The 15,973-nt window shown below is 68.2% G+C and carries 14 protein-coding genes, 1 tRNA gene and 3 pseudogenes; 10 read left to right on the forward strand and 8 right to left on the reverse strand.

Annotated elements, in window-relative coordinates; all coding sequences use genetic code 11:
• Positions 1 to 83: 83 nt before the first annotated feature.
• Positions 84 to 713, reverse strand: coding sequence for an energy transducer TonB (locus LRS12_RS07725; protein ID WP_257844054.1), 630 nt, complete (start codon positions 711 to 713; stop codon positions 84 to 86).
• 139 nt (positions 714 to 852) lie between these two features.
• Positions 853 to 2,186 (reverse strand): annotated as a pseudogene (gltX, locus tag LRS12_RS07730) (glutamate--tRNA ligase).
• Positions 2,187 to 2,273: 87 nt separating this feature from the next.
• Here gltX and LRS12_RS07735 point away from each other — a divergent pair.
• A tRNA-Val gene (locus LRS12_RS07735) sits at positions 2,274 to 2,349 on the forward strand.
• 19 nt (positions 2,350 to 2,368) lie between these two features.
• Here the strand turns inward: LRS12_RS07735 and LRS12_RS07740 are convergent.
• Complete coding sequence (locus tag LRS12_RS07740) at positions 2,369 to 2,731, reverse strand: hypothetical protein (RefSeq protein WP_257844055.1); 363 nt, start codon at positions 2,729 to 2,731, stop codon at positions 2,369 to 2,371.
• A gap of 89 nt (positions 2,732 to 2,820) precedes the next feature.
• Complete coding sequence (locus LRS12_RS07745; RefSeq protein WP_257845462.1) at positions 2,821 to 3,390, reverse strand: helix-turn-helix domain-containing protein; 570 nt, start codon at positions 3,388 to 3,390, stop codon at positions 2,821 to 2,823.
• 92 nt (positions 3,391 to 3,482) lie between these two features.
• Here LRS12_RS07745 and LRS12_RS07750 point away from each other — a divergent pair.
• Positions 3,483 to 3,961, forward strand: a pseudogene (locus LRS12_RS07750) (DUF6456 domain-containing protein).
• 4 nt (positions 3,962 to 3,965) lie between these two features.
• Here the strand turns inward: LRS12_RS07750 and LRS12_RS07755 are convergent.
• From LRS12_RS07755 to LRS12_RS07765, 3 genes are read right to left on the reverse strand one after another with little or no spacing between them, the layout of a single operon-like run.
• A complete protein-coding gene (locus LRS12_RS07755; RefSeq protein ID WP_257844056.1) occupies positions 3,966 to 4,436 on the reverse strand; it encodes a hypothetical protein in 471 nt (156 codons plus the stop codon).
• Positions 4,437 to 4,439: 3 nt separating this feature from the next.
• Positions 4,440 to 4,865: a hypothetical protein gene (locus tag LRS12_RS07760; RefSeq protein ID WP_257844057.1), complete on the reverse strand. Its 426-nt coding sequence runs from the start codon at positions 4,863 to 4,865 to the stop codon at positions 4,440 to 4,442.
• A gap of 41 nt (positions 4,866 to 4,906) precedes the next feature.
• Positions 4,907 to 7,522: a DUF2339 domain-containing protein gene (locus tag LRS12_RS07765; RefSeq protein WP_257844058.1), complete on the reverse strand. Its 2,616-nt coding sequence runs from the start codon at positions 7,520 to 7,522 to the stop codon at positions 4,907 to 4,909.
• On the opposite strand from LRS12_RS07765, the gene dapF reads away from it, so the two are divergent.
• Both dapF and LRS12_RS07775 read left to right on the forward strand, forming a co-directional pair.
• Positions 7,506 to 8,444, forward strand: a complete 939-nt coding sequence (gene dapF / locus LRS12_RS07770; protein WP_257844059.1) for a diaminopimelate epimerase — start codon at positions 7,506 to 7,508, stop codon at positions 8,442 to 8,444. The two genes, LRS12_RS07765 and dapF, sit on opposite strands and share 17 nt — an antisense overlap.
• Positions 8,445 to 8,770: 326 nt before the next feature.
• The gene (locus LRS12_RS07775) at positions 8,771 to 9,694 is read left to right on the forward strand and encodes a hypothetical protein (protein ID WP_257844060.1); all 924 of its coding nucleotides are present in this window, start codon (positions 8,771 to 8,773) and stop codon (positions 9,692 to 9,694) included.
• 238 nt (positions 9,695 to 9,932) lie between these two features.
• Here the strand turns inward: LRS12_RS07775 and LRS12_RS07780 are convergent, their stop codons facing one another.
• Positions 9,933 to 10,316 (reverse strand): hypothetical protein, encoded by a 384-nt coding sequence (locus LRS12_RS07780; RefSeq protein WP_257844061.1) that lies wholly within the window; start codon positions 10,314 to 10,316, stop codon positions 9,933 to 9,935.
• 312 nt (positions 10,317 to 10,628) lie between these two features.
• On the opposite strand from LRS12_RS07780, the gene LRS12_RS07785 reads away from it, so the two are divergent.
• The 6 genes and pseudogenes from LRS12_RS07785 (at position 10,629) to LRS12_RS07815 (ending at position 15,904) form a co-directional block, all read left to right on the forward strand.
• A complete protein-coding gene (locus tag LRS12_RS07785) occupies positions 10,629 to 11,201 on the forward strand; it encodes a hypothetical protein (RefSeq protein WP_257844062.1) in 573 nt (190 codons plus the stop codon).
• Positions 11,202 to 11,242: 41 nt separating this feature from the next.
• Positions 11,243 to 12,477: pseudogene (locus tag LRS12_RS07790) on the forward strand (DNA-packaging protein).
• Between the two features lie 705 nt (positions 12,478 to 13,182).
• Positions 13,183 to 13,911: an NRDE family protein gene (locus LRS12_RS07795; RefSeq protein ID WP_257844063.1), complete on the forward strand. Its 729-nt coding sequence runs from the start codon at positions 13,183 to 13,185 to the stop codon at positions 13,909 to 13,911.
• A 1-nt stretch (position 13,912) separates the two neighbouring features.
• On the forward strand, positions 13,913 to 14,584 hold the full coding sequence (locus LRS12_RS07800) for a spermidine synthase (protein WP_257844065.1): 672 nt from the start codon (positions 13,913 to 13,915) through the stop codon (positions 14,582 to 14,584).
• A gap of 140 nt (positions 14,585 to 14,724) precedes the next feature.
• Positions 14,725 to 15,270, forward strand: a complete 546-nt coding sequence (locus tag LRS12_RS20300; RefSeq protein ID WP_374580555.1) for a hypothetical protein — start codon at positions 14,725 to 14,727, stop codon at positions 15,268 to 15,270.
• A 124-nt stretch (positions 15,271 to 15,394) separates the two neighbouring features.
• A complete protein-coding gene (locus LRS12_RS07815) occupies positions 15,395 to 15,904 on the forward strand; it encodes a DUF2793 domain-containing protein (RefSeq protein ID WP_257844067.1) in 510 nt (169 codons plus the stop codon).
• Positions 15,905 to 15,973 lie beyond the last annotated feature (69 nt).

The following is a 15,973-nucleotide window of genomic DNA, read 5'->3' on the forward strand; positions in this document are numbered from 1 at the left end:
CGCCAAGATAGGGGCTTTGGTGCCATCGGACCAGCCCGAGCTAATCCACCAGCCGGAAGTTGAGCGTCATCGTCATCCAGTCCTCATAGGGGGACGCCGTCGCGGGTCGCGGGCTTGAACCGCCAGCGCGCGAGCGCGTGGCGGCGGGTCGCCTCGGACAGGCCCTTGCTCGGGGTGCGCAGGATCTCGATCGCTTTCACCCGGCCATCGACCCCGACCAGCACGCGGGCGGTGAGCTTGCCCTCGGTCTGCGCGCGGATTTCGGAGGTGGGATAGGGCGGCTGGAGCGAGTCGCTGTAGCGCGGATCGACGGTGGCGCCGATCAGCACCGGCGGCTTGGGCGGGTCCGCGATGACTCCGCCGGAGGGCGGGCCGGGGTCGGCGGGCGGGTTGTTCGTGATCGGCGTATATTCGGTGGTCGATCCGATCGGGTCGCTTGTGCTGGTGGTTTTGACGATCGGATCGGGCTGGTGCGGAAGCGGCTGGGTCACCGCGACGACCTTCCGTTCGTCGCGCACCTGCTTGACCGGTTCCGGCTCGGGCTTGGGCTGCTCGAGCGGAATGTGGGTTGTGTTGAGCACCGGATCGAGAATCTCGGGCAATACGCCCGGCCCGACCAGTGTCGCGCCGAACCCGACCAGGGCGAGGACGATGAGCGAAGCGCCGGCGCTGGCCCGGCGGGAAGCGGAAGGCTGATAGCGTTCGGTGTGCATGACAGGCTCTCCATCATTCCGGTCGTTGCCGGTCGATAGATGATATACCATCACATAAAGGTTGCAAATCCCTTTTTCGACCGGGTGATCGGACTGCGCGGTGGAGGGAAAATGGGAGGGGCCGAACGAGCGACCCCGCTCAGCCGCGCAGCCTTTCGATCACGCGTTCGCGGCCGATCAGCGGGAGCAGCGCCGCCATGTCGGGGCCCGAGTCGCGACCGGTGAGCGCGCGGCGGAGTGGATGGAACAGCGCGCGGCCCTTGCGTTCGGTCGCTCCCTTGAGCGCGCCGGTCAGCGCGTGCCAAGGGTCGGCGGCCCAGTCGAGGGTCGCGGCGATGTCGGCGGCGGTGTCGAGGAAGGCGCGGTCCTCGGGGTCGGCGGAGGCGTCGATTGGCCCGGCGACGACCTGCCACCAGTCCGCTGCACCGGCGACCGTCTCGAGATTGGGGCGGATCGCGTCCCATGCCGCCACGTCCATGCCGACGGGTAGTCGGTCGGCGACTGCGTCGAAGGGCAGCTGGTGGACGATGCGCGCGTTGAGCTGCGCCAGCTCGCCTTCGTCGAACCGCGCGGGGGCGCGGCCGAAGCGGGCGAAGTCGAACCCGGCGATCAGCGGCGCGCGGTCGGCGTGCGGCTCGACCGGATCGCTGGTGCCGAGCCGAGCGAGCAGGGCGATGATCGCTTGCGGCTCAAGCCCGATGTCGCGGAAATGATCGCATCCGAGCGAGCCGAGGCGTTTGGACAATTTTCCCTCGTTCCCGGTGAGCAGCGCCTCGTGCGCGAAAGCGGGTGGCCGCGCGCCGAGCGCGGCGAACATCTGCACTTGCGCGGCGGTATTGGAAACATGGTCCTCGCCACGCACGACATGGGTGATGCCCATGTCGATATCGTCGATCACCGAGGGGAGCAGGTAGAGCCAGGAGCCGTCGGCGCGGCGGATGACGGGATCGCTCATCGTCGCGGGATCGAAGCGCTGGGCCCCCGGATCAGGTCGGTCCATTCGATCGGCGCGCCATTGTCGAGCTTGAAGCGCCAGTGCGGGCGGGTCCCCGCTGCCTCCAGCGCGGCGCGGTCGGTTTCGGTAAGTGCCAGCGCGGCGCGATCATAGATTGGCGGAAGGCCGCGGCCGAGCTGGATCTTGCGCTTGAGTTCAAGCTCCTGCTGGCTCTCATAGGCGGGATAGACACGGCCCGCCTCGACAAGTTCGGCGAAGCGGCGTTCATACAGGTCGAAGCGCTGCGACTGGCGCGCCTCGCCATCGGGATCGAGGCCGAGCCAGGCGAGATCGGCGCGGATCGCGTCGACATAGGATTCCTGCGAGCGTTCGGCGTCGGTGTCGTCGATGCGCAGCAGGAAGCGCCCACCATGTTTTTGCGCCCACATCCAGTTGTGGAGCGCGGTGCGGATATTGCCGACATGCAGATGGCCGGTGGGGCTGGGCGCGAAGCGGGTGACGACGGGCGTGCTGGTCATCCGCGCGCGCTAGCCGATTTGACCGCACAATGGAAAGCGCCGCGCATCTTTACGCGCGCGGCACTTGCGCCTATCGGGACGCGGTCCGGGCGCTTAGCTCAGTTGGTAGAGCATCTCGTTTACACCGAGAGGGTCGGCGGTTCGAGCCCGTCAGCGCCCACCATTTTCCGGCTCCATGATCCTTAGTTCGCGCTGATCGACGGCTTTCCGCCCGTCAGCTTCACCGTGACATAGCTGTTGTCGCAGATATTGGCGTTGCTGAAGACCATCGTCGAGGCGTCGTCGAAGGTCGCGCGCAGATCGTAGCGGCACTGGCTTGACGGTCGATCAAGGCGAACGGTGGTGCGCGCGCCGGGCTTCACCACGGGTTCGCGCCGCGCCCCTTCTTCCTCCAGTCCAGGCTTCCAGTCGGTCGATCCGGTCGGCGCGAGCTCGACGGTCTTGATCGGCTTGCCGGTGCCGTTGATCAGGACAAAGTCCCAATCCTCGGCAAGTGCGGGTGACGCGACGAACAGGGCCGTAACCAGCCCGGTCAGATAATGCATGGCATCCCTCCCCTAAAAGGACGTGGGAGCAGCATGCGCCCGCGTTGCGCCATGTGCAAGATGTCGGGGGGCGCGGACGAGGTTCAGGTTCAGAGCGAGCGGACGAGCCGCACCGCACAGGCGATCCAGGGCGGGTCGGCGACCACCTGTTGCCGCGCACCCGGGCCAAGCGGCAGGACGTTGAGCCGGCCCCCTTCGCCCTCATGCGCGATCAGGCGGCCGAACAGAAAACGACCGGCGGGGCGGGGGATCAATACGTCCCGGTTGAGTGCCTGTGCGAATGCCTGGGGGGCGAGGCGACGGCACCACACCTCGTCGCCCGCGCGATAGTCGCCGATGCTGCCGCTGACGGTGACTGCGACCAGATCAGGCTCGGCGATCGGCGGCACGACATTGGCGGGTCGGCGCAACGCCTGTGCTCCCGAAGAATCGAGGCTGGCAGCAACCGGGATATCGGGGCGATCGGGGAAGCGGACGAGATCGGCGGCGTCGACCCCGAGCGCGGCGGCGATGCGGTTGAGCCAGACCACCGACACGGTGCGCGTGCCGGTCTCCAGCCGCCCGATCGTCTGCGCGGTGGTCGGCGGGTCGCAGCGTTGTGCCACTTCCTCCAGCGTCAGCCCTTTGGCACGACGCACTTCGCGGATCGCGGTGATCAATTGCAGCTCCATCTAACCGATGTGGTTAAATCACTTTCCTACAAGCGTGACGTCGTGGCAAGCCCGATTCGCAGGCGATGAGGGAGTCAGGAATGCGTGAGCTGGTCGAGCGGACGATCGAGGATGGGCATGTAATCCGGAATGCCCCGGCGCGGCGGAGCGGACGGCGGGTGTCGGTCAACGACGCTGAATCGCCGCTGGCGTGGCTGCGCGCGCGCGGGATGGTCGATGCGCGTCAGTTCGAGGCGGGGAGCGGCTGCGCGACGATTATGAGATGGCGGCGCTGGGGCCGCGCGTGACGATGCGATGGGACGCGGCCCCGGCGGCGCGACGCGGCGGGCTGCCGGGTGCAGCGCTCGATCCAACGCAGGTGCAGATCGCAGCGAAACGGCGGTTCGATGCGGCGATTGCGGCAGCGGGGCGGGGCCTGGCGGATATATTGTGGCGGGTGATTTGCGCCGGGGAGAGCGTGCCGGTGGCTGAAAAGGCGCTGGCCTGGCCCGCGCGGGCCGGGCGGCTGGTGCTGACGCTGGCGCTCGACCGGCTGGCGGATCACTACCGCTTGCCGTGAACCCTCAGTTCATCACCAGCAGCACGTCGGTGGCGGCAGCCCCGCGATTGGCGACGCGCGCGACGAGCGGGCCGCCGCCGGCGGGGATGCGACAGGTGAGCAGCGCACCCGTGCTGCTGTCGGTACAAAGCTGGCGACCGGCGCTGTCGAGGATGGTGAGCGCCACCGGGCTCGCGCCGATGCGGCGGACGGCGATGGTCGCGGCGGCGTCGGCGCTGCGGGTGATGGGGAGCGACCAGGTCGCCCCGGCGGGGACGGTCTGGCGGATCGAGCTGGGACCGGCACCGAGCACGCCGCGTTCGGCTTCGGCGTCCGCCGCTTCGACCTCGGCAAGCAGGCGGGGGTCGCCTGCTGCCAGGGCGCGGGCCTCCGCGCGCATCTCCGCCCCGGTGACCGCGTGTGGACGATCTTCGCCACGAACGGGCAGCGCGGCGACAGCGAGCGCGAGGGCGATCAGGCGGAGGGCGGCGCGCATCGGTCAGGCGGCCTTGGCAGGGTGAGGGCCGTTCCACACCGGCGCGCCGACGCGGAAGCGGACCTGCGGCGCGGGGTTGGCGGTCAGGCCGATCCCGTTGCCGCGATAGCCGACGACCCAGCTTTCCGCGGCGTAGCAATTGCCGCGGGCAGGGCGGGCATAGCCATATTGGACCGCGTCGATCTCGGCGAGCATTGCGGGGTCGCTGCGGGCGAGCAGGCGGGCTTCGGCATAGAGCGCGGCGGCGGTGGTCGCGCCGGGGGCGAAGACGCTGCGGGGTAGGGTGGCGAGAAGCTTGGCCGCCTCGACCATCGCCAGCGGGTCCTGTGCGGCGCGGGCGTAGCTGGCGAGTTCGCCCGACAGCGCGATGTTGCGCGCGGCGTCGATGTCGGTGCTGGCGGGGTCGACGATATGGACGGTGCGGGTCATCTGGGCCTCCTGTTGGTGTGAGGCCAGTGATGCCGCCGGGGTCAGGCGTCCGCCACTGACGCTTTCGGTCGCGCGGCGAGGAAGCGGCGGTAAACCCAGCCGATCCCGATCAGCGCGACGCCGAGGCCGAGGAAGGAAAGGATGCGGAGCAACCCGTCGAGCGCTGCGGCGTCGATCAGGAAGACCTTGAGCGTAACGAAGGTGAGCAGGCCGAGCCCGGCAAGGCGGAGATCGCGACTGGCAGCGCGGATGCCGAGGGTCAGCCAGGCGATGGCGAGGAGAAGGAGCGCGATCGAGTAGCCGTAATTTTCGCCGATTCCGATCGGGCCGGTGACGATGCTGCCGTGCGCGAGTTGGCGGACGGCGGCGAGAGTGGCGAGCAGGGCTGCGGCCATTGCGGCGCGGGTCGCGGCCGGCGGGGGGAGGAAGCGGTGGAGCCAGACGCCGGTGAGGGCGAAGTGTAGCGCCAGCGGGAGCAGCGCGACCTGTTGCGCGACGAACAGCGGGTTGAGGACGAACAGGTCGAACCACAGCAGACGACCGAGCGCGAGGCCGAACAGGATCGGCGCGATGGCGGGGAGGCGGGTGCGCAGCAGGATCGCGGCGGCGAACAGCGCGTGGGTGATGAGGGCGCGCTCGACGAAGCCGAGGCTGACGAACCGGGCGTCGTCGGCGATGGCGAGCGGGAGCTTGGCGAGGTGATAGAGCAGCAGGATCGCGGCGGCGATGCCGATGCCAAGCGCGGCGTTGCGGAGGCGACCGAACAGGCGGGGGTGAATCGCGAGCGCGACGATGGCGATCAGCGGGAGGAGCGCGCGCAACGCGTCGGCGAGCGGCGGGAGGAGCGGGGCGGTCAGCGGCTCGCCCGCGAGCGACTGGGCGATCAGCAGCGCGTAATCGACGACCGGTTCGATCCCCGCCAGCAGGGTGGCGAACAGGCCGAGGATGGGCAGGGTGAGCAAGGCTGCGTCCCCGGTGCGCCTCGCCCATAGACCAAGGCCGAGGGTGACGAGCGCGAGGATGGCGGGGAGCCACTCGGCGGGAACGAGCTGTCCGAGCGCGCTGGCGGCGAGGATCGCGGCGATCAGCGCGCCGGCGATCAGGCCGGGGTCGTGGCTGTCGGTAGCGGCGCGGCGGCGCCAGCTGATTGAGGAGGCGAGCACGGCGGCGATGAGTTCCAGACCCGCCCATTGCCAGTCGGTCAGGCGCGAGGGCTCAAGCAGATTGGCGAGCAGCACTGGCCCGGCGACCCCGCCGAGCGCGAGGATCGCCCAGCTGCGCGCACGGTCGAGCAGGATCAGGCCGGGGGCCGCGAACAGCACGGCGAGGACCGGTGCGGCGATGAAGGTCGCGCCGTGATCCGGGGCGGACAGGGCAATAGCGAGCAGCGCGAGCGACAAGCCGAGCGCAGCGAGTGCGCCGGGGAGGTGCCGCGCATCGCGCCATGCGAGGATCAGCGCGGCGGCGGCGAGGATGAGATAGAAACTCCAGGCGAACCCATCGAACTGGAGCGCCGGGGCGAAGACGAGCAGCTGGACCAGCCCGACGACGATCGGCGCGGCGCGCAGCCATGCGCTGGTCACGCCGGTGCGGGGCAAAGCGAGGGTCGCCGCCAGTGCCAGCGCGATGACGAACGCCGCCGGGCCGGTGAGCAGATTGGGGTCGAGCGCGACGAGCAGGAAATTGACCCAGCCGAAGCCGACCGCTGTTGCCGCGAGCGCGAGCCAGCTCCAGCCGCGGTGAATTGCCAGGCCGAAGAGCGCGGCGGTGAACAGGCCGAGGTAAATCAGGAGCGGCCCGATCCCGGCGGCGTCGTAACCCGCGACGAGCGGCGCGACGAAGCCTCCGGCCAGCGCCAGCACGGCGGTGGGCGGCCCGTGGCGCAGCGCGAGGAACAGGCCGAGCGTGGTCACCGCGATCATCAGGACGAAGGCGGGGAGCGGGCCGATCAGATGGTAGAGCGCGGCGGCGATGTAGAGCGTCGCATAGCTGCTGGCGATGCCGGCACCGGCGAGCGCCTGGCCGATGCGCGAGTCTTCGGCGAGCGCGGGGATGCGGCGTGCCGCCTCGCTGGCGGCGACGAGGATTACCGCGAAGAGCGCGGCGAGGAGGGTGCGGACGCCGGGGGTGAGCAGGCCGATCTCGACCGCGTGGCGGACGAGGAAGAAGCCGGCGACCACGAGCGCGACCGCGCCGATCCACACGGGAAGCCGCGCGCCGATCAGCGATTCGAGGCTGGGGCGATCGGGTTCCGGTTCGGGTCGTGGTGCAGCTGGCGGCGGGGCTGCGGCCTGCCTGACCGGCGATTGGACGCGGGCTGGGGCCGGGGGCGGTGGTGAGACAACCGGTTCGGCCGGAGCTGGCGTCGGCTCAGCCGGAGGTGGCGGCGGCGCGGCGGCGTCGCGCCGATATTGCGCCTGAAGCTGTGTCGGGCGTTCGAGCAGGTCGATCCGGTCGCGCAGCGCGCGGAGCCGCTGGCCCTGCGCCACGACCATGATGCCGAGGACCACCACGGCGAGGAACAGGATGCCGTCCATCGCCGACCTTGTGGCAGCTTGATCCGCGCCGCGCCAGCGCGGGTTTGCGCGACCCAAGCCGAACTGCATTTGCGTCGCGGCGGCGCGGGGGTAGAGCGGGATGATGGAACTGAACTTCACGAAATGCCACGGGTCGGGGAATGATTTTGCCCTGTTGGACGCCCGTGATCTGAACCTTGACGACGCCAGCTGGTCGCGGATTGCGCGCACGTTGTGCGATCGCAGCGGACCGGTGGGGGGCGATGGAATTCTGCTACTGACTCAAGGGGATGGCGTTTCCGATTTCGGGATGCGGGTCGTGAACAGCGATGGGTCCGAGCCCGAGACCTGTCTGAATGGATTGCGGTGCCTGGCGCGGGCCGGGTTCGAGGCGTTGGGGATCGACGCGGCGCGGGTGCGGTTGAAGACCAGCGGGGCTGAAGTCGCGCGCGAGGCGGAGCTGGCGCGGGGCGTCTATACCGTGCGCGAGACGGTGGGGCCGGTGGGGACCGATCCGGCGGCGGTAGGCATCCGCGTTCCGGGGCCGGTGATCGAGGCGGTGGTTCCGGGGCTGCCCAATGCGCGCGCCTTTACCGCGCTGGCGATGCCCAATCCGCATCTGATCGCGTTCGTCGAGAAGGTCGATGTCGATGAGCTGGTCGCGCTGGGGCAATGGTGCGAGGCGGGGCCGGAATTGCTGGTCGATCGCGCCAATGTGAGCTTTGTCGAGGTGCGGGGCAGCGACCTGTTCGTGCAGACGTTCGAGCGCGGCGTCGGGCTGACCAATGCGTGCGGCACGGCGATGGCCGGGGCGACGCATGCCGCGGGGCTGACCGGGCGGCTGAAGTTCGGGGAATGGCTGACGGTGTTCAACCCCGGCGGCCGCGTGCGCGCGCGGGCCGAGGGACCGGCGGGCGGCGACATGGTGACGATCGCGGGCAATGCGACGTTCGAATGGGATGGGGTGATTGAGATCGATCCGGCGACGGGTGAGGCGGGGGCGCTGACCGTGGTGCGGCGGCGGGAGGGTGAGGTGAAGGCTTGGGCGGCGGCGCGCGGGTAGGTGAGGGCGGCTCCGACCCGCTCCGTCACCCATTCGGCGATCGTGACAGCCGACCGGTGGCTTCCCGAGGCCGCGCTCATCATGGGCGACCGACGTAAGCCGCTGAATTGGGTAGATCGTAGTCATTGACCCTGACGGTCTTTCGGGCATGCTTCCAAGATGAAAAGACCAGCATCTCGTCTATGGCTATTCGGGATGCCTTTTGCGGCCACCCTATTCGGCATCGCCGCGCTGTGGTCGGTGAACGGTAGGGACGCGTCTGCCGAGACCGACCAGTACCAAATGCGGGCTATAAGCCACGCAGTGTTCGCGGGGGCCGACTCTGGATGATGGGCGATGACGGTTCGCTCCTGTCCCTTTCGCCCGCCGACCTGAAGCCCGAACGCTTGAAAATTGACGGTAAGGCTGTCGCAATCTGTAAATCCGCGGGCCGCCTTGTTGCTATAATTCAGGCTGAAAAGGGCAAATGGTCGATAAATTGGCGCTCTTCTACCGGATGGGATGTTGGGCCTACAATCGCCATCGACAACGAAAGTCTGGCAGCATTTGGCTGCGCGGAGGAAGGCTCTGCCATCGCCATTGTTACTGATCATCGCTTGGTGGAAGTCGAGGGCGCGAGGGTGCGTGCGGTGAAACTCTCCCAGAAATTGGAGTCGACTTTTGGCGTTGGAACGGCGTTGATTGACGGCAATGCGATTTGGGTTGGCTTCAACCTTGGCGAATGGGGTGGTGGGCTTCGGCGGATAGAGCGCAGCGATGGAAAGATGGAAATCGTTGAGAAGAACCGATCGGGCGAGCTGTGTGGCGGCCCGCTCAATACGGGGTGTGACCCGGTAAACGGGATCGTCGCCTCCCCGTCGAAACCTTCCTGCGTGGTCGCAGCAATCGGCCTCGTGCACATGATGTCCCACGGTCGTATCGTCGAGGTGTGCGACACAACGGTACGACGCGTGTATTTCAAACCGACTGACCATCAGCCCCCTTACGGAAAGCCCGATGAGGGCGAACCCGCGAGCACAATTGCGTTTTTTGGCCTGACTCGCGTTGGCAATACGGTTTGGGCACTTGGCACAGACGGACTCTATCGGTTTGACGGGGCGTCATCACCCCAGTTTCGTCCACTCCCAACGTTTGAAAATAGAGGTGGTTATCAGGTCAGCTTTGACGTCCCCGGCCTTGTTCTGCTGATGACCGATGTGAACCAGCGTCGATCGTTAAGTGGCGCGGTGCCGATTATGGCGGCACGCTGAATCTTCGCATCGGCAGATGCTGAACCAAGTTCAGCATGACGGAAGAAGGGTCGCGCTATCTGCCCCACGGCCTCTTCGTCGCCCCGGTCTTGAGCCGGGGCAGGGCTTCTTGGCGCTCAAGGCAGCCCGGTCCCGGGTCAAGCCCGGGACGACGGATGGGGGCGGCGCTCACCCTCACCCTTCCGGCCCCCGGATCAAGTCCGGGGGCCTCCTTCCCTCTCCCAAGGGAAGAGGGGTTTTAGCCCTTCGGCTTGGCCGGTTTCTTCGCGCTTTCCGGCGGTTTGCCGTCGATCTTGACCAGTGAGGCGAGGCGGCATTCGCCTTCGCGGGGGACGATGATGCTGGCGAAGCGGTCGATGCCGCCGACGCCGCCGGAGGGCTTGAAGGCGATGCGCCACGCCCAGGGGAGTTCGATGCACGGGGCGAAGAAGGTGCCGCGATACCATTGCCGCCCGGCGCGCAGGTAGATCGCGTCGCGGCCATCGGCGCGGAAGTCGCGGATCATCGAGGGGAAGGGGATGCGCGCTTCTTTCGCGGCTGGCGCTGCGGGCGTGGCTTCCTGTGCCGTGGCGGGGAGGGCGGCCAGCAGGGCGAGCGGCATCGGGGCGAGTCGGTGGAGCATCGGTGCAGAATGGCACAGGTGCGATGAACCGGCGATGGATGATATGACGAACCAAATGGGAACAAAGTGCTTGACATCGTCACGCTCATTCGGTACATAACAGTAGCGCTGAAGAATTGCGAGTCGCGGCGATCGGGTCGCTGAGCGCGGACTTCGGAGTTTGAAAATCGAGGGGAATCGGGCCGGGGCGGCAACGCCTGTCGGCCCGATCTGCGTTTGGGGAGGGATGAAATGCCGAGTGGATACCGCACCGATCTTGATGGACAGCGGGCGGCCAACGGCAAGAGCACGCGTGCAAGATGGAGCAAGGCGATGCGCGCCGCGTTCCTCGATCACCTTGCTGCAACATGCAATGTCACCCAGTCGGCTGCCGTGGCGAACGTCGATGTGCGAACTGTCTATGAGCTTCGTCGCCGGAACGCGCGGTTTGCCGAACGGTGGGAAGCGGCATTGGCGCTCGGCTATCAGATGGTCGAGACGCTATTGGTGGGCCATGTGCTGGCGGGTCATCGCGCCGGCGATCCAGTCCATACCCATCAGGACGGTCTGCCGGCGGTTGATTTCGAAGCGGCGATGCGACTGCTCGCTGCGCATCGCAACCCGGTTGGAAAGCCGCGAAAAGGCGGCGGCACGCTGCAATTCGCGGCACCCGACGAGACCGACGCGGTGCTGCTCAAGCGATTGAAGGCGATCGAGATGCGGCGCGCGCGTGAGGCCGAGTGGGCGGCCCAGACGGAAGCGGGGAAGGCCGGGTTGCTGCCGCACGATGCGGGGGGCGAGCGATCCGGTTCCGGCGCGCGATGCGGTGATCGAACATGCCCCGCAGGCGGAGGGCGCGCGCGATGGCGAGTGATGCGGAGATCGGCGCGTTCATCGACCGGCTGATCGCGCTGCCCGATGAAGAACGCGGTCACGCGGTGCGCTGAATGACGGTGCCGATGCGGCGCGAGTTTCTGGCACGCTGGAAGCTGTGGGCGCATGGCGGGCAGACGATGCCGCCGGGCGACTGGCGGGTGTGGCTGATCCGTGCCGGGCGCGGGTTCGGCAAGACGCGGGCGGGGGAGCGAGTGGGTCAACCAGCTGGCGCTGGATGTGCCCGATGGGCGCTTTGCGCTGGTCGGGGCGAGCCTGGACGAGGTGCGGCGGGTGATGATCGAGGGGCAGTCGGGGCTGATCGCCACGGCGCGCATCGATCGGCAACCGGTGTGGAAGGCGAGCGCGCGCGAGCTGCACTGGCCGTCGGGCGCGGTCGGCTTTGTCTATTCGGCGGAGTCGCCCGATGGGCTGCGCGGGCCCGAGCATCATGCCGCCTGGGCCGACGAACTGGGCAAATGGGGGCGGCGCGGCGATGCGGCGTGGGACAATCTGACGATGGGATTGCGGCTGGGGGATCGGCCGCGCGTGCTGGTGACGACGACACCGCGCCCGACGCGATTGATGCGGCGGGTGATGGCGCTGCCGAGCTGTGTCGAAACGCGCGGGCGGACGCGGGACAATCCACATCTGCCGGCGAGCTTCGTTGAGGCGATGGAGGCGGAATATGGCGGGACGCGGCTGGGGCGGCAGGAGCTGGAGGGCGAGCTGCTGAGCGATGTGCCGGGGGCGCTGTGGACGCGGGCGATGATCGAGACGGCGCGCGCGGTGAAGGTGGACGCGCCGGTGCGGGTGGCGGTCGGCGTCGATCCGCCGGCGAGTGCGGAGGGTGATGCGTGCGGGATCGTCGCGGTGGCGGTCGATAGCGCGGGGAGGCTGTGCGTGCTGGAGGATGCGAGCGTTTCGGACCTTTCGCCCGAGGGCTGGGCGCAGGCGGTGGCGGCGTGTGCCGACCGGCATGGCGCGGATCGCGTGGTGGCGGAGAAGAACCAGGGCGGCGACATGGTCGAAAGCGTGCTGCGCGCGGCGGTGGTGGCGATGCCGGTGCGGCTGGTCCATGCCAGCCGGGGCAAGGCGGCGCGGGCCGAGCCGGTGGCGGCGCTGTACGAACGGAGACAGGTGCGGCACGCGGCGGCGTTCGCGGCGCTGGAGGATGAGCTGTGCGGGCTGGCGCGGGGGCGATTATGCCGGGCCGGGGCGGTCGCCGGATCGGGCGGATGCGCTGGTATGGGCGGCGTGGGAGCTGGTGTTTGGGTGGAAGGGGGAGGTGGGCGTGCGGGGGACTTAGGGGATTGAGGCGATGCAGGGCCATGCCGTAATCACGGTTAAACCGTCAGCTATTGGGTGGGAAGCGGTCATTGACGCACTGAAACTCGCATGGCAGATTTTCAAAATGACGAAGCCCAATCCCGCTCAGATTGTCAGCGGGTTGCTATTGTCTGCGGTGCTTGTCGTTCTTTCGGCAGACCTACTGAACGCATTGGCTGCGCAACCGTGCCCTGCGGGACCTAATTGCTACCCATGGGGTGCAGAAGGACCAGCGGCCGGGATATGGAGCTACGCAACTAAGTCCAACTACCTCATGAGGGGCTTTGCCCAGCTCGGCCTGATCGTCTGTGCCGGGACATTCCTAACTTGGAAAGCTGTGCGGGACGAACCCCTTCAACGTGCGCCGCGAATTGCGGCCTTTGCAGCACTCGGGGCGGCCTCCCTACTGTTGTTCGTGTAGACGCAAACGACCGCAACGGGGTCGTTTGCCGACCGACCGCTTACAGCCCCTATAGAGGTTCGGAAGCCTTGCGCGTTAATCCTCCCCGGCCAGGGGGATGGCAGTGTAGCTGACGGAGGGGGCGGATCCACTGATGCAAGAGGTTTGACGACGAAGCCTCCTTCCCCTCCGTCACCTGCGGCGCCACCTCCCCCTGGCGGGGGAGGATTTTTGGATGTCGATACGCCCTAGCTGTCGCCCGTCACCCCCGCTAAGCCTCCGGCCATGTGCGTGCTGGCGTTGGCGTGGGGGATGCATCCCAATTGGGTGTTGGTCGCTGCGGGGAACCGTGACGAGCGGCATGCGCGGGCGACGGCGCCACTGTCGCGCTGGATGGCGCGCGGGCCTGTCATCGGGGGGCGCGATCTGGAGGCCGGGGGGACCTGGCTGGCGGTGAACGAGGCCGGGCGGCTGGCGGCGGTGACCAATGTGCGCGGGGAGGCGGCCTATCCGGGCAAGCTGTCGCGCGGGGCGCTGGTGACCGATATGCTGGCCGGGCATGAGCCGGAGGACCTGGACGCCTATAATCCGTTCAACCTGATCGCGGTGGATCGCGACGGGCCGCTCTATCTTTCGAACCGGCCCGATCCGGTGCGGCGGCCGTTGAGCCCGGGGATGCACGGACTGTCGAACGGGTTGTTCGATACGTTGTGGCCCAAGACGATCCGGGTGCAGATGGGGTTGCGCGCCTGGCTGGAGGCGGGGAGTTCGGCGCTGGAGCCGCTGTTCGCGGTACTGGCCGACGAGCGACCGGCGGGGGCGGCGGAGCGGTATGAGCCCGATCCGTTCGAGCCGGTGGATTCGCCGGTGTTCATCCGCAACCCGGTCTATGGGACGCGGTGCAGTACGGTGGTGACGGTGGACCATCTGGGGCGCGGTCGGATTGCGGAGCGGCGGTTCAATTCGAGCGGGCTGCTCGAGGGCGAGAGCGTGTTGAGTTTTACGTGGAGTTGAAATGACGCCTCGCGAAGTGATCGGTGTGGCCGAGGTGCCGGGCGGGGAACCGTTGCGGCTGGTGCGGCATGGCCGTGACTTCATCATCATGCTCGAGCGCAACGAGCTGATGTCGAGCCGGATGAGCGGATCGGAAGAGGCGTTGGCGGAGATGACGCTGGACCGGTTGAGCGATCCGGCGTCGGCGCGGCTGCTGATTGGCGGCTATGGCATGGGGTTTACGTTGCGTGCGGCGCTCAAGCGGCTGGGGCCGAAGGGGTGGGCGTGCGTGGTCGAGCTGGTGCCGGGCATCATCGAGTGGGCGCGCGGGCCGATGGCGGAGCTGGCCGACGGCTGTCTGGATGATCCGCGCACGCAGCTGGTGATGGGCGATGTCGGCGCGGAGATCGCGCGCAGTCGGGGCAGCTGGGAGGCGATCCTGCTGGATGTCGACAATGGCCCGGACGGGCTGACGCGCGACGCCAATAACGGGCTGTACACGATGCGCGGGCTGGAGCGGGCGCGGACGGCGCTGGCGCCAGGTGGGGTGCTGGCGGTGTGGTCGGCGGGGCCGGACCCGGCCTTTACGCGGCGGATGCGCGATGCCGGGTTTGCGGTGGAAGAGGTGCAGGTGCGGGCGCGACAGAACGGCAAGGGGCCGCGCCACGTGATCTGGTTCGGCACGAAACGCTGAGTTTGTTGATGCGCTGACGCGCATGCGGCACCGGCCCGCTCCCCCACCCGGCCACCCATCGAAATTACCGTGTGGGTGGCCGGGTGGGGGGAACGGGCCGGTGCCGCCCCATCGCCGTGAGGCGATCAAAGAGGAAACGCATGAAATGGTTCGGGCGGAAGTCCGGGCGCGAGGGGTCGCGTCCGGTGTTGGCGCGTGGGCAGGGCGCGGGCGCGGTGCTGGGCGAGTGGCCGCAGAGTTACGAGGCGCAGGTGCGCGGGCTATGCGGCCAATCCGGTGGCGCAGCGGGCGGTGAAGATCGTCGCCGAGGGCGTGGCGGGCGGAGGGGTACGGAAGGGGCGATCGGGGCAAGCGTGGCGGGCGACCGCTTCGTGTTGCTGGATCGCGCGACGCTCGCGATCCACGACGATCTTGGCGCTGCGGGCATGACGCTGAACCTGATGGCGACCGGCGTGGGGGACGCGGAGCCGGTAGCAACGACGATCGCGGTCACCGGGCGGTCGGTGACGCCGCCGTCGCCCGTGGCATTGCACGCGGTGCCCGCGCCCGGGGGACGCATGATCCGGTGGACACGTCGCAGTTGCGCGGATGGCGATGGGGCGATGGCACCGACGCCCCGATCGGCGAGGGCGCCGAACGCTATCAGCTGCAAATTCGTGTTTCCGGGCAGCCTGACCAGATCGTGATGAGCGACACGCCCGAGTGGCTGCTGGACAGCAGCGACGGTGCGACGGTGGAGGTGCAGCAGGCTGGAGACCATGGCCTGTCGACGTCCGCCATTCTTGTTCTTGAAGCGATGGAGTGACCAGAATGACAGCGACCGCGCGATTCGCCCTTCCGCTCCTGCACGCCGGACAGGCGCAAAAGGAAATGTTCCACAATGAGGCACTCGTCCAGGTCGACCTGCTGCTGCACCCGGCGGTGAAGGATGTCGGGCTCGACAGCCCGCCAGCGACGCCGGAGCCGGGCGATGCATGGATAGTCGGCGAGGAACCGACCGGTGCCTGGAGCGACCATGCCCGAGCCATCGCCGTCTGGACCGATGGCGGTTGGTGGTTCACAACGCCGCGGCCGGGCGTTGCGCTATGGTCCGAAACCCATGGGAAGCCGGTGCGCTATGACGCTGGAGCGGGGTGGCAGATCGGCGTGATCGCCGCCAGCCGGATCGAGATTGGCGGAACCCAGATTGTCGGTGGCCAATGCGACGCGATCGCCGCCCCGACGGGCGGTGCGACCATCGACGACGCGGCACGCGCTGCGATCGCGGCGATCCTCGACGCGCTGAGGGAACACGGCCTGATCGCTAGCGACGAACTGTGACGTTCCGGCAACAGTCCCCGGATTTTGTTCGCTTGCGCGGAAACTTTCCAGAGGTTAGGAAGTTAGCGC

It is taken from the genome of Sphingomonas sp. J344, assembly GCF_024700005.1.
In the GTDB taxonomy this organism is placed as follows: domain Bacteria; phylum Pseudomonadota; class Alphaproteobacteria; order Sphingomonadales; family Sphingomonadaceae; genus Sphingomonas.

What these genes read in the sequence shown, in the direction of transcription:
- LRS12_RS07725 (WP_257844054.1), bottom strand. Translation starts at nt 713, where the DNA reads ATGCACACCGAACGCTATCAGCCTTCCGCTTCCCGCCGGGCCAGCGCC.
- LRS12_RS07740 (WP_257844055.1), bottom strand. Translation starts at nt 2,731, where the DNA reads ATGCATTATCTGACCGGGCTGGTTACGGCCCTGTTCGTCGCGTCACCC.
- LRS12_RS07755 (WP_257844056.1), bottom strand. Translation starts at nt 4,436, where the DNA reads ATGCGCGCCGCCCTCCGCCTGATCGCCCTCGCGCTCGCTGTCGCCGCG.
- LRS12_RS07760 (WP_257844057.1), bottom strand. Translation starts at nt 4,865, where the DNA reads ATGACCCGCACCGTCCATATCGTCGACCCCGCCAGCACCGACATCGAC.
- dapF (WP_257844059.1), top strand. Translation starts at nt 7,506, where the DNA reads ATGGAACTGAACTTCACGAAATGCCACGGGTCGGGGAATGATTTTGCC.
- LRS12_RS07775 (WP_257844060.1), top strand. Translation starts at nt 8,771, where the DNA reads ATGATGGGCGATGACGGTTCGCTCCTGTCCCTTTCGCCCGCCGACCTG.
- LRS12_RS07780 (WP_257844061.1), bottom strand. Translation starts at nt 10,316, where the DNA reads ATGCTCCACCGACTCGCCCCGATGCCGCTCGCCCTGCTGGCCGCCCTC.
- LRS12_RS07785 (WP_257844062.1), top strand. Translation starts at nt 10,629, where the DNA reads ATGCGCGCCGCGTTCCTCGATCACCTTGCTGCAACATGCAATGTCACC.
- LRS12_RS07795 (WP_257844063.1), top strand. Translation starts at nt 13,183, where the DNA reads ATGTGCGTGCTGGCGTTGGCGTGGGGGATGCATCCCAATTGGGTGTTG.
- LRS12_RS07800 (WP_257844065.1), top strand. Translation starts at nt 13,913, where the DNA reads ATGACGCCTCGCGAAGTGATCGGTGTGGCCGAGGTGCCGGGCGGGGAA.
- LRS12_RS20300 (WP_374580555.1), top strand. Translation starts at nt 14,725, where the DNA reads ATGAAATGGTTCGGGCGGAAGTCCGGGCGCGAGGGGTCGCGTCCGGTG.
- LRS12_RS07815 (WP_257844067.1), top strand. Translation starts at nt 15,395, where the DNA reads ATGACAGCGACCGCGCGATTCGCCCTTCCGCTCCTGCACGCCGGACAG.